This is a genomic window from Streptomyces sp. NPDC127114, assembly GCF_042677525.1.
Lineage (GTDB): Bacteria > Actinomycetota > Actinomycetes > Streptomycetales > Streptomycetaceae > Streptomyces.
Map to the genome: position 1 here is coordinate 69711 of NZ_JBHXTJ010000003.1, position 25014 is coordinate 94724.

A 25014-nucleotide genomic window follows, 5' to 3' on the forward strand; every position below is an offset into this window, starting at 1 on the left:
AGCTGGAGGACCCGCACCCTGGGCGTCACCACCTTCCTCCGCTCCCCCACCGGCACTTGAGTAGGCTTGACCAGGCTTGTCGACGACCGGGGGGAAACGCGCATGGAACGGCTGCGCCCTGACGACCCTCCCCGGAGCGGGCCCCACATCACCCTGGGCCGGCTCGACGCGGATCCCGAACAGGCCCTTCCCGTTCGCCGGTTCGTCGCACGCAGCGCCGACGGCGCCCGCGACGTCCTCGTCTGCCTCCCGCGCGTCGACGTCGACCCGTCCCGCTGGGCGATCGAGGCCGAGGCCGCCCGTCGGCTCCCGCTGCCCGGCTTCCTGACGGTCGAAGAGGTCGGCGGCACGCCCGAACTCCCCTGGTACACCTCGCCGTACGCCCCCGCCCTCCCGCTCCCCGCCGCCCTGCGGGCGCACGGCGGTCCGCTGCCCGAGCCGGTCGTCCGCGCCCTGGGCGCCGCCCTCGCCCGTACCCTGGCCACCGCCCACGCCCAGGGCGTGACCCACGCGGGCCTGTCACCCGCGGCCGTCCTGCTCACGCCCGAAGGCCCCCGCCTGAGCTGCTTCGGCGCGGCACGGGCCGCCGCCCCGGACGGCGTGGCGCGCAGCGGCCTGCCGGGCCTCGACCCCGGCAGCCTCGCCCCGGAACAGGCGGCCGGCGGACGGCCCCGCCCGCTGGGCGACGTCTACGCCCTGGGGGCAGTGCTCGCGTACGCGGTGACCGGCCACACCGTCCCGGAACGCGACGAACTCCCCGCCTCCCTCCGCGAACTGGTCTCCGCGTGCCTGTCCCGGGACCCCGGCAGACGACCGCAGGCCCACCAGGCCCTCGCCCGGCTGGAGTCGTCGCCGCACCCGGCCACACACCCGGCACCCCACCAGACCCCCGCCCTGAACACGACCACACACCCGGCCACCCACCCGGCCACGCACCCGGCGCCGCCCCACCGGCCCACCGCCCTGGACACGACCGCACACCCGGTCGCGCACCCGGCCACACACCCGGCGCCGCCCCACCGACCCACGGCCCTGGACACCACCGCTCCCGTCCCGCTCCCGGCCTCCGTGGTCACTGCGCTCGCGCGCCAGTCGGCGCAGGTCCTCGCGGCCGAACTCCCCGCTTCCCTCTCCCTGGTCTGACGGCTGATGCTCTCCCCCCTGACCCACGACGACCCGCACCGGATCGGCGCCTACCACCTCATCGCCCGCCTGGGCAGCGGCGGCATGGGCACGGTCTACCTCGCCCGTTCGGCCACCGGCCGCACCGCGGCGCTGAAGACCATGCATGCCCACCTCGCCACCGACCCCGCCGTCCGCGCCCGCTTCCGGCTCGAAGTGGACGCGGCCCGCGTCATCGGCCCCGTCCACGGCGCGCGGGTCTTCGACGCCGACCCGCTCGCCGAAACCCCGTGGCTCGCCACCGAGTACGTCCTGGGCCCGCCCCTCGACGAGGCCGTCACCCTGGCGGGACCGCTCCCCGAGGCCGCCGTACGCGCGCTGGGAGCCCTGCTGTGTGCGGCGCTGGCACAGCTCCACGCCTCGGACGTCGTCCACCGCGACCTCAAGCCCTCCAACATCATGATCACGGCGGACGGCCCCAAGGTCATCGACTTCGGCATCGCCCGGGCCATCGGCGACGACCACCTCACCCGCACCGGAACCGCCGCGGGCACGCCTGCCTACATGTCCCCCGAGCAGGCGACCGGCCAGGAACACACCTCGGCCGGCGACGTGTTCGCCCTCGCGGGCGTCCTCGTCCACGCGGCCACCGGCCACGGTCCCTTCGGCACCGGGCAGCACGCCGACCTCGTCTACCGGGTGCGTTACGCCGAGCCCGACCTCACCGGGGTCCCTGCGGCTCTGCTCCCGACCCTGACCCGCTGCCTCGCCAAGAACCCGGCCGACCGCCCGACCACCGGCGAACTGGCCGCCCACCTGGCCGCCGGGCAGCGCGCCTTCGCCGACCACCTCCCCGAGTCGCTGCTCATGGAGATCACCCGCCGCGTCGGCGGCGTCTGGCACGCCCGTCCTCAGCGCCTTCCGGCCCCGCCGGACCAGCACCTCGCCGCGACCGCCCCGGGTCCGGCCCCGGCCACGCCCGCGGCCCGCATGTCCGGCCCGTCCCGCCGCAAGCTGCTCACCGCCGGGGCAGGTGGTGTCCTCGGCGCGGCAGCGCTCGGGGGCGGCGCGTGGGCGTGGCTGGGGAACGGGGGACCGTCGGCCGGCGCGAAGGCGCCCGGCACCGCCGCCCCCACCGACACCGCGTCGAAGGCACCGGCGTGGAACCTGTCCTGGCAGGTGAGGACAGGCAGTGTCGAACCCCTGGCGCCGTCCGACCCGATCATCCTGGACGGACTGGCCGTCGTCGGCGAGAACGGCGTGAAGGGTCTGAACCCGGCGACGGGCGCGGAGAAGTGGACGGATCCCAAGGTCTACTTCCTGCGCCACCTCACCACGGACGGCAAGCGGCTGTACGCGGTCGACACGTCCGCCGACGAGAAGGAACCCCTCTCCCTCGCCACGGTCGACCCGGCCACCGGGGAGCTCGACGATCCGTTCGCCGAGCTCCCGGACCTGCACGTGATCTCGTACGGCAACCAGATGCTCTGCGCGACTCCCCGCACCGTCTACCTGACGGCCGGCCGGGGTCCCGTCTCGCAGAGCAGCAACTTCCGCAAGGACCAGTCGTGGTTCCTGCTGGCCGTCGACGTCCGTTCGGGCCGGCGGCTCTGGCAGCACCCCCTGCCCGCCCGGCCGGACGAGTCGGAGCGCCTGCACTATCTGTTCGCCCAGGTCAGCGGCGATCACCTGGTCCTCGTCCAGCAGTCGGCCGACGGCGCCCTACGCCTGGTCGTCCACGACGCGCGGACGGGCAGGGAACGGTGGAGCACGTCGCTCGGCGCCGAGCAGCCGGAGTTCGTCCGGGCCTTCCCGGCCGTCGACGACCGGCACGTCTACCCGTCCACGGGAGAACTCGTCGCGCTCCGCCTGGCCGACGGCAAGCGGGCCTGGCGCTTCGCCGGGGCGAGCCCGCAGGCACGGTTCGGCCCGCCGGCCGTCCGGAGCGGTGTGGTGTACGCGCAGGAGGAGGGCCGCGGCCTGGTCGCCGTCGACGCGGGCGGCGGCACGACGCGGTGGGCGGAGCAGGGACAGCCGGTCACGGCCGAGGACCTCGCCTTCCCGCCCGTGGTCGGACCGGAGCGCGTGTACGCGTACCGGAAGGCGGCGTCCGGGGTGATCGCCGCGGACCTCCGCACCGGCACCTCGGCCCGCCCGTTGAAGGCGGCCAGAGCCCGGTTCCTCGTCGACGCGTCCGCGCGGCGGCTGATCGCCGTCGGCAGGGAGTACACCGCCGCATACCCGCTCGCCTGAGCCAGCTCACAGAAAGCCGCACCACGATGAAGCCGCTGGAATCCGGAGACCCGATTCGCCTGGGCCCGTACCGCATCCTCGCCGTGCTCGGCGAGGGCGGCATGGGCAAGGTCTACGTCGGACAGGACGGCCAGGGGCAGCCCGCCGCCGTCAAGGTGCTGCACCCGCACCTGGCGCACGATCCGCACCTCACCCAGCGCTTCGTCCGCGAGGCCCAAATGGCCCGCGCGGTCACCGGCGGGTCGGTGGCGCGCGTCCTGGACGCCCGAACGGAGGGCGGCCGGCCGTGGATCGCGACCGAGTTCCTGACCGGACCGACCCTCGCCGAAGCCGTCGCCGCCCACGGCCCGCTGCACGAGCCGGCCGTACGGGCCCTGGCGGCGGCGCTCGCGCACGCGCTGCGCGAGATCCACGCCGCGGGCCTCGTCCACCGGGACCTGAAGCCCGCCAACATCGTGCTCACCGCGGCCGGTCCGCACGTCATCGACTTCGGCATCGCGCGCCCCGAGCACGGCCTCACCCTCACCACCAGCGGCCAGGTCCCGGTCACGCCCGGCTACGGCGCGCCCGAGCAGGTCCTCGGGCAGCGCGTCGGCCCGCCGGCCGACGTGTTCTCGCTGGGCGCGGTCCTGGTGTACGCGGCGAGCGGGCGGCCGGCGTTCGAGGGCGCCCATGTCGCGGCCGTGCAGTACGAGGTCGTGCACGGCCTGCCCCGCCTTGACCGGGTGCCGACCGCGCTGCAGCCGCTGATCGGCCCGTGCCTCGCGAAGGATCCGGCGGCCCGGCCGCTGCCCGAGCAGATCGCGCGGCAGGCGGCCCCGCCGCAGGGCGCTGACCGGGCCTGGCGGAAGGGCCCGCTGGCCGAGGAGATCACGACCCGCGCGACCGGTCTCCACCGGCTGACCACCGTGCCCGGCGGCGTCGCGCCGGGCTCCGTCTCCCGGCGGCGGCTGCTGACCGGCCTCGCGGTCGGCGGTTCCGTCCTCGCGGTCGGCGGCGGCACCGCCGCGTGGTGGAACCTGCGGGACGGCCGCCGGGGCGGCCCCTTCGACATCCCGCCGGCCGTGCCGGCCCCGCGGGCACGCGTCCTCGACGCGAAGAAGGGCGACTACCTCCTCGGCTCGACGCCCGAGCCGCTCTGGAGCGTCCCCGGGGGCGTCGCGGCGGACACCCCCGCGCCCCTCCCCGTGGGCGACGTCGTCGTCACCGGCGCCCCGAAGGGCGGCATCGCCGCGCGCAGCGTCGTCGACGGCTCCGTCCGCTGGTCGGCACCGGACACGGTGGCCGGTGGTCGCTATCTGTCCCTCTCCGACCGGCTGGTGGCCGCAACCGACAAGAACGGCACCCTCGTCACCTTCGTCGCCTCCACCGGCGCACCCAAGTGGACCGCCCCCGCCGGGGCCGCCTCGCTCCTCGCCGCGGACGACGACGCCGTCTACGTCATCACGAAGGACCGACGGGTCCGCAGCATCGGCCGCGCGGACGCCGGGATCCGCTGGACCGTCGACGTCCCCGCCGACCTCGGCACGAACGCCGCGACCCGCGGCCTCGCGGCCCACGGCCGCCTGGTCCTCAACGCGTCGGACGGCACCGTCCTCGCCCTCGACACCGCCGACGGCCGCAAGTCCTGGACCGCCGGCCGCCGCGCCGAGGGCGGCCGGGCCCTGCTCGCCCTCTCGGGCCGCACCCTGTGCATCACCGGCAGGGAACTCGCCGCCGTCGACGTCGTCACGGGCAAGCCCCTCTGGACGGCCGACCAACCACGCGTGCCGAACGCCGAGATCATCTCCTGGGGCCCTCCCACCATCCACGGCCCCCACGTCTACGCGTCCGTCCTCTCCTACCCGTTCCGCCACGACCTCCGCACCGGCAGACCGAGCGACTGGGCCTACAACGGCCTCTTCCAGTGCGACCCGCCCAGCCCCCTCGTCGTCCAGGGAAACGGCCTCTGGTCGGTCGCCGTCAACACGAAGCAGGGCGGCGTCAACGTCACCGACCTCTCCACCGAGAACCGTCCGCCCTGGGTCTTCCCGATCATCAAGAACCCCGACCGCTACTGGATCACGGGCGACGCCAACCGCGTCTTCCTCCTGGACGGCACGTCCCTGACCGCCCTGCCGGTCTTCTGACACCGATGCCACCCGGGCGGCCCCCGCCCGGGCCCGGGTGCCACCGCCCGGCCACGGAAACCAGAAAACCCCAGGTCAGAAGAATCTGACCTGGGGTTCCATCTGAGCCGCCTTCGGGATTCGAACCCGAGACCTACGCATTACGAGTTGTCCGATCTTGTTCCGGGGGCGGCCGTGGGCGTCCGCCGAAACGGCTGCGCCGCAGGTCAGCGAGGGCAATCGGACCCTGCCGAACGTTGGCGGACGCCCACGGAACAGCGGCTTACTGAGACCGCAACTGAGACCGGACTCCGATCCTCACTCCGGCATGAGGCGGCTGGTGAATCCCCCATCACGCAGCCGGTCATAGGCCGCCGCCACGTCGGTCGGCACTTCCTGAGCGATCATGAATCCGCGCTCCGGGTAGATGAACAGGCGCTGTTGGGCGCCGACGAGCATGTCCAGCACCAGCCGGGCGTCCTGGATGGAGTCGACGTACTCTCGGAGCGTCATGGACGCGGACGCACTGACGATGTCGACGTCCGGCCACAGCTTCCGCGCGGTCGCGTACGCGCGCCGCTCCTCGTACGGCTTGCTGACTAGGAGCACAGACTTGACGTCCATCCCATGCTCGGCGAGCAACGCGCGGGACAGACGGATGTTCTCGCCCGTGTTCCGAGCGTGGGGTTCGACGAGGATCGCGGACGCCGGCACCCCCAATTCCAGCGCCCGGTCACGGTAGTGCTCCGCCTCGCCGCGGGGCATTCGCCCCTTGGTCGTGCGACTGGTGGCACCGGTGAAGACCATGAGAGGGAACAGGCCGCGCCGGTACAGGTCGACCGTCACGTCCGCTACGCCCAGGTCGTGGCTGCCCAGACCGATGCCCACCGAGCAGGGGCGCGGCTCGTGGCCCATCTGCTGGAACTCCCACAACCGTTCCGCGTCGGCCCAGTTCTGCGCGGAGATCACTGCCCCTCCTCCGCCGCCGAGTCAGGCACCTTGAAGTCGTACGCCCAGGCGAAGCGCGTCGCCGCGTGCACGCCGATCGCGAACTCCACCAGCGTGCCGTCCGCCGTGAACGTGCTCCGGTGCAGCTCAACAACCCACTCCCCCGGCAGGAGCTTGAGCTGTTCCGCCTCCTCGGGCTTGGCGGCCCGGGCGAACAGCTCCTCCCGCATGTGGTCGATCTCGTACCCAGCGTCATAGAGCACCCGGAAGCCGCCTCCTCGGCCGGCGGGACCGGGCGTCGGGTCGACGATGCGCGTCCCTTCGACGTGCTCCGGGCGGTAGTAGCTGGTCAGGGTATGCGTCGGCTGGTCTCCCTCCTTCACCAACCGGGCGCGCGCGTACACCTCAGCTCCCTCCGACAGCCCGTGGGCCGCCGCCACGATCGGGGGCGCCACGATGCGGCTGACCGTCTGCGTCTGCTCGCCGCGCTTGTACGCCCGCCCGGAAGCGACCCGGTCCGCGATGAACGCCACCTCATCGCCGTCCCGCCACTTCGCCTTGTCGTACCGAGCGATGCCCAACCGCTTCAGCGGCGCCCGCTCCCGCACGACGGTGCCGTGCCCACGGGAGGAAGTCACCAGCCCCTCAGCCTCCAGTGCCTTGTAGGCCGCGTGGACGGTCGTCTTCGACCCCTCGCCCGCCTCGACAAGGTCGCGGATCTGCGGAAGCTGCTGGCCCGGGGCGTACTCCCCGTTTCTGATCTGCTCCGCCAGCTTGTCCGCCAGTTCCCGCCACTTCGGTGCCACGCGAACTCCTCTCGACTGAGTCCAGTCAAACACAGTCCCGGGACTGTTGACAGTCCCAGGACTGTACGCCACAGTCTTCTCAAGCGCTCGCAGTCCCAGGACAGCGAATGTGGGAGGGCTTTCTTTGGGCTGCTCCCGGCGCCCGGAGAGCCCCGTGTAGGCGGGTCGGCTCGATGGAAGCGACTGGTGTTTGAGAACTGAACAGCGTGATGAGGGTTCGCCGCCTGTCCTTAGGCACAACAAGGCGGCCGGCGCGGCAGAGGTCCGCGCGCTCAACTCTTCCGCAGCCGTTCGGCTGCGGCCGGTTGCCTCCCCTGCCCGTCCGGGCCCCTTTTGGGGTGCCGTACGGGCGGGGTTGAGGGGAGCCGGAGTTCGGTTCTAACGGCGAGAACCCCCGGTGCTCGAACACCGGGGGTTCGGTTCGGGCCGTTCCTGTCTGGAAGGAACACACCCAATGAAGTCCATCGCTGCACTTCAGACGGCTGTTACGGCCGTGTCGTTCGACGGTGAGCCGTCGGACGCGGAGCTGGACGCGATCGAGCAGGAGATGCCGCTGATCCTGGCGGAGGTCGACCTGCTCGACGCGCAGATCATGACGCTGGACCGTCCGGCCACGGTGCTGGACGAGCGGCGCATCCGCCGGGCCCGCAACCGGGTCATGGCCGAGCGCCGGAACCTGACCAACCGCGCCGGCCTGGCGCAGGCGGGCGGTGCCGCGTGAACCGCCTGACCTTCTGCAGCCTGCTCGCCCTGTGCGTCACCGTGGAGGTCCTGGGCATGGTCATTGACCGCCGGGACATCCACTACGCCGGTGCCATCGCCGCACTTGGCGTGATCGCCGTCGCGCGGCTGCTCTACCTGGCCCGCCGCGACGGGGGCGAGTCGTGAACACCACCGGCAAGCCCCTGAGTCGGGTGCAGAAGGTAGTGCTGGGTCTGGCGTTCGTGCCGATGCTCGCCACGGGCGGCGCCGGCGCCTACGGCACGTACACCAACATCAAGGCCGCGTACGGCTCCGGCACCGCCGTCGGTGCGGTCGCGGCCGGTGAGGGAGCCACCGCCGTTCTCGCAGTCGTGCTGCTCGGCCTGACGCTGCTGGGGCAGTCCGCCCCGGCCGTGATCCGGGTCGGGCTGTGGGCCCTTCCCGCCGCCGCCTCCGCCATGTCGGCCATGGCCGCCACCACGCCGGGTGAGATGGTCATCTACGCCCTCACCCCGCTCGGCATGACCGCCTCGGCCGAGGGTGCGGCATTCCTCGCGCGGCGGATCGTGGTCTACCGCGACGGCCGGGACGCCGAAGCAGAGCGCCGCGCCGCCGAGGTCGTCCAGGCTCTCGCCTATCACCGCGCACGGGCCGCGAACCACCCCGACGAGAAGGTGCGGCGAAAGTCGGACCTCACGTCGTGGAAGCTCGCCAAGCGGGTCGGTTCCGGTGACCTCGCCCTGGGCGAGCGGCTGATCGACGTCCAGCGCACCCAGCTCACCGACGGCGCGAACGCCGCCCTCGCCGCCATGTACGCCATCGCGCTCGCCCCGACCGCACCGGCGTCTACGGCCGGACCGGCCGCCGAGCAGGACACGGTGACGATCGAGCTGGAGGTGGACCGGTCCACCCGACCGATCCACCCCGCAAATACGGAGGAATCGACCCAGACCAGCATGGAACGGTCTACCTCTGAGCAGGCCGTTCCGGCCCTGGAGTCCGGCCCGGCCGACCGTGGGCAGGACGACCTGTTCGAGCCTGACGAGTCCACCCCGCCTGACCCGGAGGACGGCGAGGAAGCTGCCCGGCGCCGGGTGTTCCAGACGCTGGGGCTCGATCAGCCTCCCCGCCGGAAGGTGACCCATCGGGTTCCGGAGGCAGCCAAGTCAACTCAGCCGCGCCGCTCGAAGGACGAGTTGCTGGCTGAGGCGCGGCAGTTCACCGAGTCGTGGCCGATTGAGCACCTGACGGCCGACCGGATCCGCAAGGAGCTGCGCACTTCACCGGCGAGCGGCCGGTGGCTGCGCGACACCCTGAAGGCTGAGAGGGCGGCGTGAGCGGCATCCCGGTCTACCCCTGGCGCCTCGCCCCCGAGGGGCTGGCGACGTTCCGGCAGCTTCGGGAACGGGGTCTGCGTCCGGGTGGTCAGGACGTCGTCGCCCAGTTGGAGCGGCCCCGTCGGCGGCGTGGGCCGCTGGTCGCCTACCTGTACCGGGTCGACCTGGCCCTGCCGGTCCGCCCGATGACCCCGGCGAAGCGGGCCGCTCTGGAGCGCGCGAACGCCGCCCGCCGGGTGTGCCCGCAGTGCGGCCGGGACGCCGGATACCGCATCCCGCCGTCGCTCGGCATGTGCGCCCCGTGTGCCTACCCCGACACCCAGTCCGCCGCCTGAGCGGCACTGAGGAGACGACCGTGAACAACCGGAACGACGCCCTGTTCATCGCCTACATGCGCGCGTTCGAGGAGTCCTCCAAGCACACCGCTGTCTGTGTGGAGTGCCAGGACGGCGACGCGTGCGCCGAGGGCGACCCCATCCACGCCGAGTTCCACGGCCTCCAGGACGCGTGGACGAAGAAGGCCCGAGTCGAGGGGAAGAAGCCGTGAACAACCTGCCTGAGCCGGTCCGGGTCGTACAGCTCCCGGACGGCACCTACGCCTACGCCGACCACTTGCCCGCCACTTTCCAGCCGTCCGCCGGGCCGCAGGTGGTCCACCAGCACATCCACCAGGCCCCGCCGGACCGGACCGTGCAGCGGATCGCGCTCGGCTCCGGTATCGGTGCCGGCGCGGTCGCGGCCGGGGTCTACTTCGGGCCGCTGCTTGTCGGTGCGCTGACCGCGATCGCCGCGAACCTGGCCCTGCTCGCGTTCCTCGCCGTCGTTCTCGCCTGGGGTGTCCACACGGTCGTGAAGTCGATCGGCGGGCCGGACGGCAGGGCCGCCGCCAAGACTCTGGCCAAGACCCGTAAGTCCCTGCGCCGTCGCTGACGGCTGCCTGTCCGCCCCCGGCCGTGAGCCGGGGGCGGGCGGGGAGTCGGGACAGCCCCGGCCCAGAGAGGGATCTGTCGTGGCCAGCAAGAAGAACGAGCAGCCGGACCCGAACTACCCCAAGCTCACCGTCGGCGAGCACGCCCGTGTCGCGTGGAACGTCGCCCGCATGGCCAAGCGCTGCCTGGCCGGCGAGAACGCCGACCGCTCCGACCTGGAGCGCAACGTCGATCGCATCCTCGACCGCGCGCACCAGCGCGAGCAGAAGAACGCCAAGTAGCGGCGCCCCGGGGCGGCCGACAGCCGCCAAGCATCACCAGCCGCCCCGGGCCCTGCCCTCCACTCTTTCGAGCAGTAGGAGACCTCCATCATGACCGAGCCCGCCTCCGAGGCGACCGTGGTCAGCCTCGACGAGCACCGCGCCGCCCGTATCGAGCCGGCGCGGATAGACCTGACCAAGCCCGCGCCGCCCGCCGACGCGGAGTCCGGCGAGGGCGCCGGTGTCGACGTGGTCGACCTTCCCGGCAACCCGCTGGCGGACTGGCTGACCGTGCCCGACACCCCGGTCCTGCCGGTGTGGGCCCGCTCGTGGACCTCAGTCCGCGAGAACGTCACCGCGCTCTGCCGGCTGACGTGGTGGCACACCCGCTACCACTTCGTGCGGACGCCGAAGTACCTGTTCAAGACCGTGCTGCTCGCCGCCCGCGGCTTCTACCGCGCGCTTGCGGGCGTGTGGCCGTGGATGTCCGCGCAGGAGCACTCCGCGACCGTGAAGGCCCTGCGCGCGCAGTCCAAGCTCCGCCCCGAGGACATCGACCTGGCGGCCCGCCACCAGGCCGCCTACGCCGAGCGAACCCGCTCGCGTAAGTGGCGCTTCGGCATCGCCGCCACCGGTGTCGCGGCCGCCGCGACCGGCGTCCTGCTCGCCGACCCACTGCTTCAGGCAGGCATCGCCGCCGCCATCACCATCCCCCTTGCCCACCTCGGGCGGGGCGAGGAGACGAAGCTGCTGGATCAGGCCGCGCCGCCGATCCGGGTGGACATGTCCGCGCAGCAGCTCAACGAAGCGCTGCGGGCCGCCGGCCTCCTCAAAAGCGGTGGCGGCAAGGACGAGAAGGAACTTCCGCGCGTTACGTGCACGATGGGCCCCGTCCGGGACGGCCGTGGCTGGTCGGTGATCTTCGACATGCCGCGCGGTGGCGGCAAGACCGCCTCCGACGTGCTCGCCAAGCGGGAGGTCATCGCCCAGGAACTCGGCGTGGACGAGATCCAGGTCATCATGTCCCGCGTCCGCGCCGCCAAGGGCGGCAACGCCGGCCGCGTCTCGATGTGGGTTGCCGACGATGACCCCTACCTGGGCACCCCGAACCCCTCGCCGCTGGAGAAGGCCGAGCGGTTCTCCATCTGGGAGCCGGTCCCCTTCGGCCAGGACGCCCGGGGCACCCGGATCAGCGTGCCGGTCATGTGGCAGTCGATGTTCTTCGGCGGCCTGCCCCGCCGGGGCAAGACCTTCACCCAGCGTCTCCTCACGGCGGCCGGCCTGCTCGACCCATACGTGCGGCACTACATCGCCGACGGCAAGGGCGGCGCCGACTGGATGCCCATGAAGGCCGTCGCCCACCGGCTCGTCATGGGCGCCGAGGACGACGCCATCGACGCCCTGAAGGCCATGCTCGCCGAACTGCTGGCGGAGATGGAACGCCGCTTCGCCCTGCTGCGCGACCTGCCGACGTCAGTGTGCCCCGAGGGCAAACTGACCCCGGAGATCGTCGCCCGCTACAACCTGCCGGTCATCTTCGTCACCATCGACGAACTCCAGGAGTACTTCACGGCCATGGAGCGCGAGGACCGCGAGCAGGTCATCAACGACCTGTGCCGCATCGCCCGGCGCGGTCCGGCGGCCGGGTTCATCTCCAACTTCGCCTCCCAGCGTCCCGACGCGGAATCCGTCCCCCCGAAGCTGCGGGAGATCATCACCATCCGCTACTCCACCCAGGTCGTGGACCGCACGTCCAGCGACATGGTGCTGGGCAAGGGCAAGGCCGCCCAGGGCGCCGACGCCTCGGTCCTCTCCGAGGAGCACAAGGGCGTCGGCGTCCTCGTCACCGGACCCGCGTCCTACGTGACCGTCCGGGCCGACTACCTCGACGGCCCCACCTTCGCCCAGCTGTGCCGCAAGGGTCGCGCGCTGCGCGAGGAAACCGGGCAGCTCACCGGCGACGCGGCCGGAGACGTGACCGCCGCCGCCGACGCGGCCGGCATCACCGTGCCCGCGATCGTCTCCGACGTCCTCGAAGTCATGCGGCACTCGCCCCGGATGTTCACCACCGACCTGCTCGCCGGACTCGTCAACATCGACGAGGACACCTACGGCGACTACAACGCCGAGCAGCTCGCCTCCGCCCTGGAGGCCGCCGGCGTGAAGCGCACCAGCAAGCAGGTCAAGATCAGCGGCAGCAACGGCGCCGGGTACCAGCGCCGCGACATCGAGGCCGCCGTGCCCGCCGAGATCCTCCTGTCGGCCGGCCGGTAGGACCGGTGCCCTTCTACCACTCCATGGAGTGGGTAAAGGGGACCCCGCTACCCCAGCCAAGATCACCACCCCGCCAACGGCCCTCCCGGCACACCTGCCGGGGGCCGCGAAGTAGAGGGGGCCCTTTACCCCGGTCAAGGGGGAGGTAAGGGCCTCTGACCTGCAAGGTAATGCCGGTAAAGGGGGCCCCTGGCGCCCCCTGCCGGGACCCGCCAGGCCCCGGATCCGGGGCCTGCCCGCCCTTCAGGGAGATCCCCGCCATGGCCATCACGGTCTCGCTCGTCGCCGTCTTCGGACTCGTCCTGTTCTTCCTCCTGCGCTCCAAGGAACTTGGCTACGGCGCCGCGTTCACCGCCGCCGGCTTCGGCTTCTTCCTCGCCTCCACCGGCGCCGCCACCCCCATCAACCAGCTCACCAACAGCGTCATCGACGCCCTCTCCAACCTCTGAGGAGTCCCTCTTGTCCACTAAGACCCTGCCCTGGTTCGAGACCCTCACCGACAGCATCTATTCCCTCGGCGCCGCCGCCCGTGAGGCTCGCACTGCCCACCAGGCCGCGCAGGCGGCCCGCACGCAGTACGACCTGGACCGCGTCCGTCTCCTGGACGGCGAGGTAGCCGTCACCGGCAGGAGCTCCCTGTCCCGCCCGCACGACCAGGCCGTGATGCGCATCGGCGACGCGCTGCGCGAGTGCGAGAACCACATGGCGCGCCTGTACGACCGGGCCGCCGCCAGCTACGCCTACGGCACCGCCTGGGCCATCCTGCGCGTCCTCGACGGCCAGGAACCGCCGCATGCCGAGGTCGGCTGGACCAACGACGGCTCCCTGACCATCCCTCGCGAACTGTGCCCCATCCCGCCTCAGCTCGACGGCCTCGACCGCTGGCGGGACAACGCCAAGCTCGAGAAGGCCCGCCAGCGGTGGTGGGATTGCGACTCCGCCGGCGAGTACGCCTCCGCGCTCGCCGACCAGGAGTACCTCGCGGACCACGAGGCGTACGAGATGCACCAGGCGTTCGCCGAGGCTAGCGGCATGGCGGACGCCGCCTACGCCTACGGCGTCCTCGCCGAATCCGCACTCCACTTCGCTCTGCTCTGCGCCCGCACCCGCCGCACCAACCCGTAGCTACGCCGAGGGCGGCCCCCGTCTCGCCAAAGTCCGGGGCCGCCCTCGTCTGCCAGCACCTTCTACAGAACTGGAGACACTCAGCATGACCCATCCGAACCCGATCCGGCGAGACCGGCACCTCGCCACCGCCCTGCACCTCGCCACAGCCGGTGTGCCGGTGCTGCCGTTGCGGGCGGGGAAGGGCCCGTTCGGTAACTGCCGCGACTGCACCGACAACGCGTGCGGCGGCCGGCCGAACATGAAGGCCGCCGGGCCCTGCCTGTGCCCTCGGCCCTGCCACGCCTGGGCCGCCGCGACCACCGACCCCCGTGTCCTCACCTCGCCCGCTTGGGCGGCCGCCTGGCGCGGCGCGGGAGTCGTCGGCTACCACCCCGGCGGCGCCGGGGTGACCGTGGTCGACCTCGACGACGCCGACGCCGTCGACTGGGCCCGTGCCACCCTGCCGCCGACCCGCACCGTGCAGACGACGCGGGGCCAGCACTGGATCTACTCCGGCACTATGTGCTCGGTGAACGGCGTCCGCGAGGGCGTCGACATCAAGTCCTCGATGTCCTACGCCCGGTGGCTCGGGCCCGGCACCGACACCATGACGGCCCTGCCTCAGGTCGTGCGCGCGCTCGCCGAGAAGAAGACCGCCGTCCGGCCCGCGCCCCGCGTCCTCACCGTGCCCGCGCCCGCCGGGGGCGGACAGTGCCGTCACCGCTCGCCCGCGTACCTGGAGCGGGGCATCGCCATGGCGGAACAGCGCATCACGGACGCCACGAGCGGGGTGCACGCGACGGTGTACCGGACGTTCCTGGCGGTGCTGTCCGCCCACGGCCGGTGCGGCTGCCTGACCGAGGGGCACATCGAGCGGCTGTTCACCGCCGCTCAGGCCAAGGGAGAGTCCCCGCGGCACTGCACGGAGGCCTGGACCAACGCCCGCACGGCTTTGGGGATGTGACATGTCCGAGGACGAGAAGAACCCGGCCCGCGAGGTCATCACCGACTACGCGCAGAGCCACTTCCGGTACTTCCGCACCATCGACGGCACGGTCTACGCCCAGCGCAACGGCCACCCGGTCGCCCGCCCGATCCGCTCCCAGGGCACGACCGGCAGCCACCGCCAGGAGCTCATGGTCGGCCTGTTCCGCGACGGGGTCGGCGTCTTCAACGGAACCGCCTTGAAGGAGGCACTCGACTTGATCGAAGCACTCGCGCTCACCGAGGACGTCCAGCCCGTTCACATCCGCGTCGCCCCCGGATTCGACGGCGCCACCTGGCTCGACCTGGGCCGCGACGACGGCAAGTCCGTCCGCATCCACCCCACCGGCTGGGACATCCGCACCCCCGACCCGCGCGAGGTCTGCTGGCGCCGCACCCAGCTCACCGGGGAACTCCCGCTCCCGGTCAAGGACACCGACGGCAAGGGCATCGACCTGCTCATGCGGCTGTGCAACTTCTCCGACGCTCGCGCCGAGAGCCTGGCCCTCGCGTGGCTGGTCGGCTGCCTCGGTCCCGACGTCCCGGTCCCCGCCCCGTTTCTCACCGGCCCGCAGGGCGCCGGTAAGTCGACCGCCGGCAAGATGCTCGTGCGGATCATCGAGGGCATGAGCGGCGACCTGCGCCGGGCCCCGAAGGACGAGGAGAACCTGATCACGGCCGTCGCGGCCGGGTGGGTCACCGGCCTGGACAACCTCTCCCACCTCGGCCCGGACCTCTCCGACCTCATGTGCTGCATCGTCACCGGCGCCGAGAACATCAAGCGCGCCCTGTTCACCGACGGCGACGTCGTCCGCGCCCGCTACCGCCGGCCGATGCTGCTGACCGGCATCGACGTCGGCGTCATCCGCCCCGACCTCGCCGAACGCCTCCTGCCCCTCCGCCTCGAACGGCCCCGGGTGCGGCGGACCGAGGCGGAGCTGTGGTCGGAGTTCGCCCAGTCCCTGCCCGTGATCGTCGGCTCGGTGCTCGACCTGGCCGTCGAGGTCCGCGCCGCCCAGGCCGACATTCCCACCGACCTGCGCATGGCCGACTTCGCCCACCTGTGCGCGCAGCTCGACACCGCGAAGAACTTCGGTGCCCTGGACGCCTACCGGGCCAGTCTGGACGACCTCAACGACGACGTCATCGAGGGCGACCTGCTCGCTCAGACCGTCCTCAAGCGCGCCGCCGAGATCGAGCCCGGCACCGAGGTCCGGATGACGTCCGCCGAGTGGCTGCACGGCCTCACCCAGCTCTACACCGGCGAGGGAGAGTTCCGGCCCCTGCCCAAGGGCTGGCCCACCACCGGCAAGGTCCTCTCCGACCGCCTTAAGCGCCTCCAGCCCGTCCTCGCCGCCCGCGGCGTGCTCGTCGACTGGGGCCGCACCCGCACCGCCCGCTACATCGAGATGACCCGCCCCAAGCCGGCGCAGGACGAGCAGGGCCAGGTCTTCTAGACCCTGCGCCACACGGGTCCCGACCGCACAAGCAAGAGGAGCACCCCCGCCCCGACGCGGCGTGCTCTTCTTGCTGTTCGGCGGCTTGCCGCCGCTCAAAGGGCGTGCCGCTTCGCGGCTCCTCATTCACGCCCGAAGGCACGCACAACAACAGGCACAGGCCCCTCTTTTTCCTAAGTAGGAAGACTCTGCGTCACCCGCGTCACCACGACCCCGAAAACCGGCCCTGACCTGTATCGATAAGGGTGACGCAGGACCCGAATCTCTGCGTCACCCTTCGTCACCTGCGTCACCCCGTGACGGACAGCTCCGTCACCTGTGACACAGCCCGTCTCCCCCTGCGTCACTGGAAACCGCAGGTCAGACGCCTAAATGACGCTGATGACGCCGTGACGCAGAAATTCCCACCTCGGACAGACTCCGACTGCCCACTTCGCCAAGGAGGCCGCGTACGTGACCACCGCCGTGAAGCCCACCAACCGTGCCCTGTTCACCGTCAAGGACGCGGCCGAGTACCTCTCCTTCAGCCGGTCCACGGTCTACGAGCTGATGGCCGCTGGAGAGCTGCCGTACGTCAAGGTCGGCCGCTCCCGCCGCATCCGCCTCGCTGAACTCGACGCGTTCGTAGCCCAGTTGAAGCCGCTGAACCACTGACACAGGAACCACTGAGGGCCCCGGCAACTCCGGGGCCCTCATTCGCGAAAGGCGATGATGACCCGCAAGCCCAACATGCAGTCGTCCATCTACCAGGGGAGCGACGGCCAGTGGCACGGCCGCGTGACCATGGGCGTGAAGTCCGACGGAAGCCCGGACCGCCGCCACCGGACGGGCAAGACCGAAGCCGAGGTCATCCGCAAAGTCCGCGCGCTGGAGAAGCTGCGTGACGAACAGCGGGCGCCGAAGGCGGGCCGGGTGCCGACTGTGCAGCAGTGGATGGAGACGTACCTTACGACGATCGCGAGCCTGAAGCTCAAGCCTCGGTCGCTGGACGACTATTGGTCCAAGACCCGCAACGACATCATCCCGGGCATCGGGCAGCACCGTCTGAACAAGCTGGAGCCGGAGCACCTGGAGACGATGTACGCGGCCATGCTGGAGGAGGGGCACGCGCCCTCCCACGTGCTCAAGGTGCATCGCATCCTGTCCCGCGCGCTGAAGATCGCACACCGCCGCCGGATCATCGTCGAGAACGTCGCGACGCTGGTCGACCCGCCGACCGTGGACGAGACCGAGGCGAACCCGTTCACCCAGGAGCAGGCACGCGCGTTCCTGGAGGCGGCGGCGAAGCGGCCCACGTTCATGCGCTGGCTGGTCGGCGTGGGCATGGGGTTCCGGCAGGGCGAGACGCTTGGCATGCGCTGGAAGTACGTCGACCTGGAGGCGGAGCTGTTCCACCCACGCTGGCAGCTCCAGCGGCTCACGTGGAGGCACGGTTGCGCCGACCCGCACGCCTGCGGTGAGCGGCTGCACCGCTTCGAGCCGTGCCCGCCGGATTGCACCACTCACAAGGGGTACAAGCGCGGATGCCCGAAGCCATGCGAGAAGTCGTGCACGAAGCACGCGAGCGCATGCCCGGAGCGGAAGGGTGGTGGGCTGGTCTTCACCAGGCCGAAGACGAAGAAGAGCCAGAATCCGGTGCCCATCCCGCCGCCGTTCATCCCGCCGCTGCGGGAGCTGCGGGCCCTCCAGGAGCAGGAGAGGACCGCAGCGGGCGACCTATGGCAGGACCACGACGTCGTGTTCGCGCGCCTCGACGGCCGGCCGCTCGACCCGCGTCAGGACTGGGAGGAGTTCAAAGAGCTCCTGAAGGAGGCGGGGATCGACGATCGGCGGCTCTACGACGGGAGCCGCCACACCGCCGGCACGATCCTGAACGAGCTGGGTGTTCCCCTGGTGACCATCATGGAGATCCTGCGGCACACCCAGGTGACCCAGACCCGGCGATACGTGAAGGGTCGGTCTGAGCAATCGCGCGACGCCATGAAGCGGATGGGAGACACCTTCCTCCCCCAGCTTCGGCCGCAGGCCCCAGGCCCCGCGGAGCCCGTAACTGAGACCAAAACTGAGACCAGCGCCACCCGGGCAGCCCGCTCTCGGCTCCGTCGCCGCGTCCGCTGAACCAGAAAACCCCAGGTCAGAAGAATCTGACCTGGGGTTCCATCTGAGCCGCCTTCGGGATTCGAACCCGAGACCTACGCATTACGAGTGCGTTGCTCTGGCCAACTGAGCTAAGGCGGCACCGCCGTGCGCCCCATGGTGGGTGCAGCAGCGTCGCCAAGTCTACACAGTTTCCCGGAGTGCTCTGACCACCCCTATGAGCAGCGCTTTCCGTCCTGGGGCGGGGTGCCCTCCAGGAGGTAGGTGTTGATCGCCGTGTCGATGCAGTCGCTGCCCCGGCCGTACGCCGTGTGACCGTCGCCGTCGTAGGTGAGGAGGGTGCCGGAGGAGAGCTGCTCGGCGAGGGAGCGGGCCCACTTGTACGGGGTGGCGGGGTCGCGGGTGGTGCCGACGACGACGATCGGGGCGGCGCCCTCGGCCGTGATGCGGTGGGGGCGGCCGGTGGCCGGGGCGGGCCAGTAGGTGCAGTTGAGGGCGGCCCAGGCCAGGTTGCGGCCGAAGACCGGGGAGGCCTTCTCGAAGGACGGCACCGCCTTCTCGACAGACGCCGGGCCGGAGAAGGCGGGCGGGAGGTCGAGGCAGTTCACGGCCGCGTTCGCGAACATCAGGTTCGCGTACGTGCCGTCCGACTCCCGCTCGTAGTACGAGTCGGCCAGCGCGAGCAGCGCCGAGCCCTCGCCGCCCATCGCCCGGGTCAGCGCCTCCCGCAGCTGCGGCCAGGCCGACTCGTCGTACATCGCGGCGATCACGCCGGTCGTGGCGAGGGACTCGCCCAGCTGCCGGCTCTCGCCGGTCGGCACCGGCTTGGCGTCGGTCTCACGGAAGAAGCCCCGCAGCGCGTCGAGGGCCGCCGGCACCGACTCCGTGCCGAGCGGGCAGTCGGCCTTCTTCACGCAGTCCGCGGCGAAGGCGTTGATCGAGGTCTCGAAGCCCGCCGTCTGCTCGCGGTTGAGCTGCTCCGCGGTCAGCGAGGGGTCCATCGCCCCGTCGAGGACCAGCCGCCCGACCCGCCCCGGGAACAGTTCGGCGTACGTGGCGCCCAGGAACGTGCCGTACGACGCTCCCACGTACGTCAGCTTCTCGTCGCCGAGCACCTCCCGCACGATGTCCATGTCGCGCGCCGCCTCCACCGTGGAGACGTGCGGCAGCACCTTGCCCGAACGCTTCTTGCACGCCGCCGCGAAGCCCTTGTACGAGCCCGCCAGCGCGTCCTGCTCGGCCGCGGTGTCGGGCGTCACGTCGACCTGCGTGTACGCGTCCATCTGCGGGCCCGTGAGGCACTCGACCGGCTCGCTGCGGGCCACGCCCCGCGGGTCGACGCCCACGATGTCGTAACGCGCCCGGACCGGCGCCGGATAGCCGATGCCCGCGTAACCCTGCACGTAGCCGACGGACGAGCCGCCGGGCCCGCCCGGGTTCACCAGGAGCGAGCCGAGCCGCTTCCCGGGGCCCGTGGCCTTCGCCCGCGACACGGCCAGCTCGACCTGCTCGCCGTCGGGCTTCGCGTAGTCGAGCGGGACCCGCACCGTGCCGCACTGGAAGTCCGGAACCCCGCAGTCCCGCCAGGCGACCTTCTGCCCGTAGTACGCGCCCAGAGCGGCCGGGCCCGCCGCGCCGGACGCACTCGACGACGGCGCGACGGCGCCGCTCCTGTCCGTACAGCCGGAAAGGACGAGGCCACCGACCGCGAGGGCGGTGGCGGAGTTACGAAGCAGCCGCCGGGAGTCCATGTCCGGAGCGTATCGGCACGAGTACGTATCGTGTCCAATCCGCCTCGTCGGGCTGTGGACAACCGCAGGGCTGCCCGTCCCTGTCCTCCGCCTGCCTGTGGACAACTCCGAGCTTTCCGGGACCGTGATCGTGACCGTGACCCTCCGGGGACGGCCTAGTCGCGGAGCGCCATCGTCATCGCCTCCACCGCCAGCAGCGGCGCCACGTTCCGGTCCAGGGCCTCCCGGCACGCCAGGACCGCCTCGATCCGGCGCAGGGTCCGCTCCGGTGCGGTGTCGCGGGCGATCTGCTCCACGGAGTCCCGGACGTCCTCGTTGGCCAGCGGCGTCGTGGCGCGCAGCTGCAGGGCGAGCACGTCACGGTAGAAGCCGGTCAGGTCGGAGAGCGCGAGGTCCAGGCTGTCGCGCTGGGTCCGCGTACGGCGCCGCTTCTGGCGCTCCTCCAGCTCCTTCATCGCACCGGCCGTGCCCCGGGGCATCCGCCCGCCCTGCGCCGCGCCGAGCGCCGCCTTCAGCTCCTCGGTCTCCTTGACGTCGATCTCCTCGGCCACCTGCTTGGCGTCCTCGGCCGCCGCGTCGATCAGCTCCTGGGCCGCGCGCAGCCCGCCGCCCACGTCCCCGACCCGCAGCGGCAGCTTCAGCACGACCGCGCGGCGGGCCCGCGCCCGCTCGTCGGTGGCGAGCCGCCGCGCGCGGTCGATGTGGCCCTGGGTCGCGCGGGCGGCGGCGTGCGCCACCTCCGGCTCGACACCGTCACGTCGGATCAGCACGTCGGCGACCGCGGCCACCGACGGCGTGGTCAGCGTCAGGTGCCGGCAACGGGAGCGGATCGTGGGCAGCACGTCCTCCAGGGACGGCGCGCACAGCAGCCACACCGTGCGCGGCGCGGGCTCCTCCACCGCCTTCAGGAGCACGTTCGCCGCGCCCTCGGTGAGCCGGTCAGCGTCCTCCAGGACGATGACCTGCCAGCGTCCCACCGCGGGCGACAGCTGGGCCCGGCGGACCAGGTCCCGGGTCTCCTTCACACCGATGGAGAGCAGGTCGGTCCGCACCACCTCGACGTCCGCGTGCGTCCCCACGAGGGCCGTGTGGCAGCCGTCGCAGAAACCGCAGCCCGGCGCGCCGCCCAGCGCCCGGTCCGGGCTGACGCACTGAAGCGCCGCCGCGAACGCCCGCGCCGCCGTGTCCCGACCGGCCCCGGGAGGCCCGGTGAACAGCCAGGCGTGCGTCATCTTGGACGCCTCGGGAGCGGGCTCGCCGGCGGCATGCGCGGTCACGAGCGCGTCGGCGTCGCGCGCGGCGGCGGCCAGCTGCTCCTCGACCCGCGGCTGCCCCACGAGGTCGTCCCATACGGCCATGTCTGCTGCCCCTCCTCAGGTACGCCCTCCATTGTGGGGCACCCCGCTGACAGCAGGCTCTCAGCGGCGGCGCCCGCGGCCGTCCTCGTCGTCGTCACCGAAGGAGCCGAGCAGTTCGTCCGCGAGGGTCGGGAGGTCGTCGAGCGGAGTCTCCTCGGCCCAGTCGGAGCGGCGCCGGGGCCGGCCCTGCTCGTCGAGCTGGGGCAGCTCACGGGTGCGGTCGTTCGCCCCCGTGGGCTCCGGCTCGCCGTGCTCGTCCCGCTCGTCGCGGAAGAAGCCCTGCGGCACCCGGTCGGCCGGGTCGCCGTTCCGTACGGCGGGCAGCACGGCCGTCTCGTCGACCTCGCGGGGCCCGGTCTCCCGGATCCGCGGGATGACCGTGGTCTCCTCGTCGAGCCGGACGACCGGGGTCGGGACGGTGATCTCGTTCGGCGACACGGTCGGCGCGTCGTCCGGCTCCGGGCCGGGCTGCTCACCCGACCGCGGATCGCCCGACCGCGGACCGCCCGACCGCGGGTCCGGCTTCACGAGCGGCGTCGCGACCGTGATCTCGTTCGCCGACTCCTCCAGGGCCTTCGCCTCGGCGGCCCGGCGCTCGGCGTCCGCTCGACGCTCGGCCTCCGCCCTGCGTTCGGCTTCCGCCCTGCGTTCGGCTTCCGCGTTCCCGGCGGCGGCCCGCTCAGCGGCTGCCCGCTCAGCGGCGGCCTTCTCGGCGGCCGCACGCTCAGCCGCGGCCTGCTCCGCCGCCGCCTTCTCCGCGGCTGCCTTCTCCGCGGCTGCCTTCTCCGCGGCCGCGCGCTCCGCCGCGGCCTTCTCCTCGGCCGCCTTGCGAGCGGCAGCCTCCTCGGCCGCCTTCGCCGCCGCGGCCTCCGCGAGCCGACGGGCCTCCTCGGCGCGGAGCAGGGCCTCCTCGGCCTTGCGCTGCTTCTCCTTGCGGCGCTCCTCGGCCTCGGCCCGCAGGCGGGCCTCCTCCTCGGCCTGCTTGCGGCGCCGTTCCTCCTCCTCGCGGCGGGCCTTCTCCTCGGCCTCGCGCCGCCTGCGCTCCTCCTCGGCCGCGATCCGGGCCTCCTCGGCGCGCCGGCGAGCCTCCTCGGCCTGCCTCTCGGCCTCCAGGCGCCGGGCCTCTTCCTCCTCGGCCTTGCGCCGAGCCTCCTCCTCGGCGCGCAGCTTGGCGAGCTGCTCCTGGCGCTCGCGCTCCAGGCGCTCCTCCTCGGCCTTGCGGGCGGCCTCTTCCTCGGCCTTGCGGCGGGCCTCCTCCTCGGCCTTCTTCCGCGCCTCCTCCTGGGCCTTCACCTCGGCAGCGGAGAGCGGCAGCATCCGGTCGAGCCGGTGGCGTACGACGGTGGTGACGGCGGCCGGCTCCTGGCCGGCGTCGACGACGAGGTAGCGGCCGGGGTCGCCGGCGGCGAGGGCGAGGAAACCGGCCCGCACGCGCGCGTGGAACTCGGGCGGCTCGGACTCGAGCCGGTCGGGCGCCTCGGTGAAGCGCTCGCGGGCGGTCTCCGGGGAGACGTCGAGGAGCACGGTCAGGTGCGGGACGAGCCCGCCGGTCGCCCAGCGGTTGATACGGGCGATCTCGGTCGGGGACAGGTCGCGGCCGGCGCCCTGGTAGGCGACGGACGAGTCGATGTACCGGTCGGAGATCACCACCGCGCCCCGCTCCAGGGCGGGCCGGACCAGCGAGTCGACGTGCTCGGCGCGGTCGGCCGCGTACAGGAGCGCCTCGGCGCGGTTCGAGAGGCCGGCCGACGACACGTCGAGCAGGATCGAGCGGAGCCGCTTGCCGATCGGCGTGGCGCCGGGCTCGCGGGTGACGACGACCTCGTGGCCCTTGGCGCGGATCCACTCGGCGAGCGCCTCGACCTGGGTGGACTTGCCGGCGCCGTCGCCGCCCTCCAGGGCGATGAAGAAGCCGGTCGGCGCGGGCGCCTGGGCCGGGTCGGCGCCGCGCAGCGCGTCGCGCAGGTCGCGGCGGAGCGGGACGCCGGACCGGTCGTCGGTCTTGGCGAGGACGAGCGCGGCGACGGGCAGCAGCAGGGCGCCGACCAGCATCAGGGTGAAGGCGGCGCCGCCGTGGGCGAAGACGAAGCTGCCGGAGGCGAGCCGGTGCGGGCCGATCGCGGCGGCGAGCAGCGGCGCGCCGAGCGCGCCCACGCCCATGCCGACGCGGGCGACGGCCTGGAGGTGCGCGGTGACCCGGGGCCTGCGGGCCTCCTCGGTCTCCTGGTCGGCGAGGCTGTGCCCGGTGCGGGCGGCGACTCCGGCGGCGTAGCCGGCGAGGACGGCGAGCGCGAGCACGGTCGCGGTGTCGGGCACCAGGCCCATCGCGAGCAGCGCGATGCCGGTGACGGCGACCGCGAGCGCGAGCAGCCGGCGCCGCGAGAGCACGGTCAGGACGGATCCGGCGGTGCGGATGCCGACGGCGGTGGTGCCGCTGAGCGCGAGGATCAGCAGGGCGTACGTGACGGGCCCGCCGCCCAGGTCGTACGCGTGGAGCACGGCGACGGCCGCCGCGGCGGCGATGGCTCCGGCGACGGTGGCGGAGGCGAGCACGATCAGTCCGAGCGCGCCGGTGCGGCCCTTCTCGGGGCCCTGGCCGTCGCTCGACGGACGGCGCAGGCCCTCCAGGGGCGAGCGGGGGCGCGGGGTCTGGCCGCCGGGCAGCTCGACGAACCACAGGACGGAGACGGACGCCGAGAACAGCCCGGCGGCGACGTACGAGCCGAGGGCGGCCTGGTGCTCGCCGAACCAGTCGATGCCGCTGCCGAGCAGGTTGCCCAGCAGCGTCGCGAGCAGCAGGACGGCGGCGGCCGCGGGCACCGCCAGGAATCCGGTGCGCAGGCTGAGCGTGCGCAGCGCGCCGAGGTGGTCGGGCAGCGGCCGGACGGCCTCGCCCTCGATCGGCGGGGCGGGCAGCAGCGCGGGCGCCGCGCCCTCCTTGGCGATCGTCCACAGGCGCTCGGCGGCGCCGGCGACGAAGACGGTGCCGAGCAGGAACCAGAGCGCGCTGTCGGGGGTCCAGTCGATCCACAGCGGGGCGACGACGAGCAGCGCGAGCCGTACGGCGTCGGCGCCGATCATGGTCCAGCGGCGGTCGAGCGGGCCGCCGGCCGCGGTCAGTGCGGTGAGCGGGCCGAGCAGGACGGCGCCGAAGAGGACCGCCGCGAGCATCCGTACGCCGATGACGGCGGCGACGGCGAGCGCGGCGCCCCGGTACCCGCCGCCGAGCGCGCCGCTGACGACTGAGGCCTGGAGGCCGAGCAGGACGAGGACGAGGAGGGCGAGGGCGTCGCCCGTGCCGCCGACGAACTGGGCGCTCCACAGCCTCCGCAGGGGCTGATGGCGCAAGAGGGCCCGTACGGCACGCTCCCGGGAATCGGCGACGAGTGCGGCGTCGGTGTCTGGCTGCTCTGCTCGCGTCATCCGTCCACCCTATCCGGACGGCCTTGCTCCCCGTGGCCTTCGCCCGAACAAAGAAGCGGGGAGGGCAGGCGCCGTGGCCCCTGCCCTCCCCGCGGTGT

Annotated in this window: 22 protein-coding genes and 2 tRNA genes; 17 read left to right on the forward strand and 7 right to left on the reverse strand. The window is 72.7% G+C overall.

Annotated features, from left to right (window positions below; all coding sequences use genetic code 11):
- Nucleotides 1-102 precede the first annotated feature (102 nt).
- The 3 genes from ACFVGS_RS04140 to ACFVGS_RS04150 are packed head-to-tail and all read left to right on the forward strand — an operon-like array spanning nucleotide 103 to nucleotide 5504.
- Nucleotides 103-1143 (forward strand): serine/threonine protein kinase, encoded by a 1041-nt coding sequence (locus ACFVGS_RS04140; RefSeq protein ID WP_385690180.1) that lies wholly within the window; start codon nucleotides 103-105, stop codon nucleotides 1141-1143.
- A gap of 6 nt (nucleotides 1144-1149) precedes the next feature.
- Complete coding sequence (locus ACFVGS_RS04145) at nucleotides 1150-3375, forward strand: PQQ-binding-like beta-propeller repeat protein (RefSeq protein WP_385690183.1); 2226 nt, start codon at nucleotides 1150-1152, stop codon at nucleotides 3373-3375.
- A gap of 26 nt (nucleotides 3376-3401) precedes the next feature.
- Nucleotides 3402-5504 (forward strand): serine/threonine-protein kinase, encoded by a 2103-nt coding sequence (locus tag ACFVGS_RS04150; protein ID WP_385690186.1) that lies wholly within the window; start codon nucleotides 3402-3404, stop codon nucleotides 5502-5504.
- Between the two features lie 105 nt (nucleotides 5505-5609).
- Here the strand turns inward: ACFVGS_RS04150 and ACFVGS_RS04155 are convergent.
- The 3 genes from ACFVGS_RS04155 to ACFVGS_RS04165 all read right to left on the reverse strand — a co-directional run bounded on the left by ACFVGS_RS04155 (nucleotide 5610) and on the right by ACFVGS_RS04165 (nucleotide 7237).
- Nucleotides 5610-5677 (reverse strand) — tRNA-Thr (locus ACFVGS_RS04155).
- A gap of 124 nt (nucleotides 5678-5801) precedes the next feature.
- The gene (locus tag ACFVGS_RS04160) at nucleotides 5802-6452 is read right to left on the reverse strand and encodes a YdcF family protein (RefSeq protein WP_385690189.1); all 651 of its coding nucleotides are present in this window, start codon (nucleotides 6450-6452) and stop codon (nucleotides 5802-5804) included.
- On the reverse strand, nucleotides 6449-7237 hold the full coding sequence (locus ACFVGS_RS04165; protein ID WP_385690192.1) for a GntR family transcriptional regulator: 789 nt from the start codon (nucleotides 7235-7237) through the stop codon (nucleotides 6449-6451). Before ACFVGS_RS04165 ends, ACFVGS_RS04160 begins: the two co-directional genes overlap by 4 nt.
- A gap of 454 nt (nucleotides 7238-7691) precedes the next feature.
- Between ACFVGS_RS04165 and ACFVGS_RS04170 the strand changes: the two genes are divergently transcribed.
- From ACFVGS_RS04170 to ACFVGS_RS04235, 14 genes are all read left to right on the forward strand, one after another.
- Nucleotides 7692-7958 carry a DUF6284 family protein gene (locus ACFVGS_RS04170; RefSeq protein WP_385690195.1) on the forward strand — a complete coding sequence of 89 codons (267 nt, stop codon included), beginning with the start codon at nucleotides 7692-7694 and terminating at the stop codon, nucleotides 7956-7958.
- Nucleotides 7955-8125 carry a hypothetical protein gene (locus tag ACFVGS_RS04175; protein ID WP_385690197.1) on the forward strand — a complete coding sequence of 57 codons (171 nt, stop codon included), beginning with the start codon at nucleotides 7955-7957 and terminating at the stop codon, nucleotides 8123-8125. The genes ACFVGS_RS04170 and ACFVGS_RS04175 overlap by 4 nt, the downstream gene beginning before the upstream one ends.
- Nucleotides 8122-9276, forward strand: a complete 1155-nt coding sequence (locus tag ACFVGS_RS04180; protein WP_385690200.1) for a conjugal transfer protein — start codon at nucleotides 8122-8124, stop codon at nucleotides 9274-9276. The genes ACFVGS_RS04175 and ACFVGS_RS04180 overlap by 4 nt, the downstream gene beginning before the upstream one ends.
- Nucleotides 9273-9611, forward strand: coding sequence for an RRQRL motif-containing zinc-binding protein (locus ACFVGS_RS04185; protein ID WP_385690203.1), 339 nt, complete (start codon nucleotides 9273-9275; stop codon nucleotides 9609-9611). Before ACFVGS_RS04180 ends, ACFVGS_RS04185 begins: the two co-directional genes overlap by 4 nt.
- Nucleotides 9612-9631: 20 nt before the next feature.
- A complete protein-coding gene (locus ACFVGS_RS04190) occupies nucleotides 9632-9823 on the forward strand; it encodes a hypothetical protein (RefSeq protein ID WP_385690205.1) in 192 nt (63 codons plus the stop codon).
- Nucleotides 9820-10206, forward strand: a complete 387-nt coding sequence (locus ACFVGS_RS04195; protein WP_385690208.1) for a DUF6251 family protein — start codon at nucleotides 9820-9822, stop codon at nucleotides 10204-10206. The genes ACFVGS_RS04190 and ACFVGS_RS04195 overlap by 4 nt, the downstream gene beginning before the upstream one ends.
- 79 nt (nucleotides 10207-10285) lie before the next feature.
- Complete coding sequence (locus ACFVGS_RS04200; protein ID WP_385690211.1) at nucleotides 10286-10486, forward strand: DUF6257 family protein; 201 nt, start codon at nucleotides 10286-10288, stop codon at nucleotides 10484-10486.
- A gap of 90 nt (nucleotides 10487-10576) precedes the next feature.
- Entirely contained in the window at nucleotides 10577-12739 is a 2163-nt protein-coding gene (locus tag ACFVGS_RS04205; RefSeq protein ID WP_385690214.1) for an FtsK/SpoIIIE domain-containing protein, read from the forward strand.
- A gap of 260 nt (nucleotides 12740-12999) precedes the next feature.
- Nucleotides 13000-13188: a hypothetical protein gene (locus ACFVGS_RS04210; protein WP_385690221.1), complete on the forward strand. Its 189-nt coding sequence runs from the start codon at nucleotides 13000-13002 to the stop codon at nucleotides 13186-13188.
- A gap of 10 nt (nucleotides 13189-13198) precedes the next feature.
- Nucleotides 13199-13864: a hypothetical protein gene (locus ACFVGS_RS04215; RefSeq protein WP_385690224.1), complete on the forward strand. Its 666-nt coding sequence runs from the start codon at nucleotides 13199-13201 to the stop codon at nucleotides 13862-13864.
- Nucleotides 13865-13949: 85 nt separating this feature from the next.
- Entirely contained in the window at nucleotides 13950-14810 is an 861-nt protein-coding gene (locus ACFVGS_RS04220) for a bifunctional DNA primase/polymerase (protein WP_385690227.1), read from the forward strand.
- Between the two features lies 1 nt (nucleotide 14811).
- Complete coding sequence (locus tag ACFVGS_RS04225; RefSeq protein WP_385690230.1) at nucleotides 14812-16287, forward strand: ATP-binding protein; 1476 nt, start codon at nucleotides 14812-14814, stop codon at nucleotides 16285-16287.
- 453 nt (nucleotides 16288-16740) lie between these two features.
- Nucleotides 16741-16941, forward strand: coding sequence for a helix-turn-helix domain-containing protein (locus ACFVGS_RS04230; protein WP_385690233.1), 201 nt, complete (start codon nucleotides 16741-16743; stop codon nucleotides 16939-16941).
- 54 nt (nucleotides 16942-16995) lie between these two features.
- A complete protein-coding gene (locus ACFVGS_RS04235; protein ID WP_385690236.1) occupies nucleotides 16996-18405 on the forward strand; it encodes a tyrosine-type recombinase/integrase in 1410 nt (469 codons plus the stop codon).
- Between the two features lie 46 nt (nucleotides 18406-18451).
- On the opposite strand, the gene ACFVGS_RS04240 is transcribed toward ACFVGS_RS04235, so the two are convergent.
- From ACFVGS_RS04240 to tmk, 4 genes are all read right to left on the reverse strand, one after another.
- Nucleotides 18452-18525, reverse strand: a tRNA-Thr gene (locus ACFVGS_RS04240).
- Nucleotides 18526-18599: 74 nt separating this feature from the next.
- Complete coding sequence (locus ACFVGS_RS04245; protein WP_384408620.1) at nucleotides 18600-20135, reverse strand: alpha/beta hydrolase; 1536 nt, start codon at nucleotides 20133-20135, stop codon at nucleotides 18600-18602.
- Nucleotides 20136-20290: 155 nt separating this feature from the next.
- A complete protein-coding gene (locus tag ACFVGS_RS04250) occupies nucleotides 20291-21493 on the reverse strand; it encodes a DNA polymerase III subunit delta' (protein WP_384408622.1) in 1203 nt (400 codons plus the stop codon).
- A 60-nt stretch (nucleotides 21494-21553) separates the two neighbouring features.
- Nucleotides 21554-24916, reverse strand: a complete 3363-nt coding sequence (gene tmk, locus ACFVGS_RS04255) for a dTMP kinase (protein ID WP_385690240.1) — start codon at nucleotides 24914-24916, stop codon at nucleotides 21554-21556.
- Nucleotides 24917-25014 lie beyond the last annotated feature (98 nt).

What these genes read in the sequence shown, in the direction of transcription:
- ACFVGS_RS04170 (WP_385690195.1), top strand. Translation starts at nt 7,692, where the DNA reads ATGAAGTCCATCGCTGCACTTCAGACGGCTGTTACGGCCGTGTCGTTC.
- ACFVGS_RS04140 (WP_385690180.1), top strand. Translation starts at nt 103, where the DNA reads ATGGAACGGCTGCGCCCTGACGACCCTCCCCGGAGCGGGCCCCACATC.
- ACFVGS_RS04210 (WP_385690221.1), top strand. Translation starts at nt 13,000, where the DNA reads ATGGCCATCACGGTCTCGCTCGTCGCCGTCTTCGGACTCGTCCTGTTC.
- ACFVGS_RS04205 (WP_385690214.1), top strand. Translation starts at nt 10,577, where the DNA reads ATGACCGAGCCCGCCTCCGAGGCGACCGTGGTCAGCCTCGACGAGCAC.
- ACFVGS_RS04145 (WP_385690183.1), top strand. Translation starts at nt 1,150, where the DNA reads ATGCTCTCCCCCCTGACCCACGACGACCCGCACCGGATCGGCGCCTAC.
- ACFVGS_RS04220 (WP_385690227.1), top strand. Translation starts at nt 13,950, where the DNA reads ATGACCCATCCGAACCCGATCCGGCGAGACCGGCACCTCGCCACCGCC.
- ACFVGS_RS04250 (WP_384408622.1), bottom strand. Translation starts at nt 21,493, where the DNA reads ATGGCCGTATGGGACGACCTCGTGGGGCAGCCGCGGGTCGAGGAGCAG.
- ACFVGS_RS04245 (WP_384408620.1), bottom strand. Translation starts at nt 20,135, where the DNA reads ATGGACTCCCGGCGGCTGCTTCGTAACTCCGCCACCGCCCTCGCGGTC.
- ACFVGS_RS04150 (WP_385690186.1), top strand. Translation starts at nt 3,402, where the DNA reads ATGAAGCCGCTGGAATCCGGAGACCCGATTCGCCTGGGCCCGTACCGC.
- tmk (WP_385690240.1), bottom strand. Translation starts at nt 24,916, where the DNA reads ATGACGCGAGCAGAGCAGCCAGACACCGACGCCGCACTCGTCGCCGAT.
- ACFVGS_RS04225 (WP_385690230.1), top strand. Translation starts at nt 14,812, where the DNA reads ATGTCCGAGGACGAGAAGAACCCGGCCCGCGAGGTCATCACCGACTAC.
- ACFVGS_RS04235 (WP_385690236.1), top strand. Translation starts at nt 16,996, where the DNA reads ATGATGACCCGCAAGCCCAACATGCAGTCGTCCATCTACCAGGGGAGC.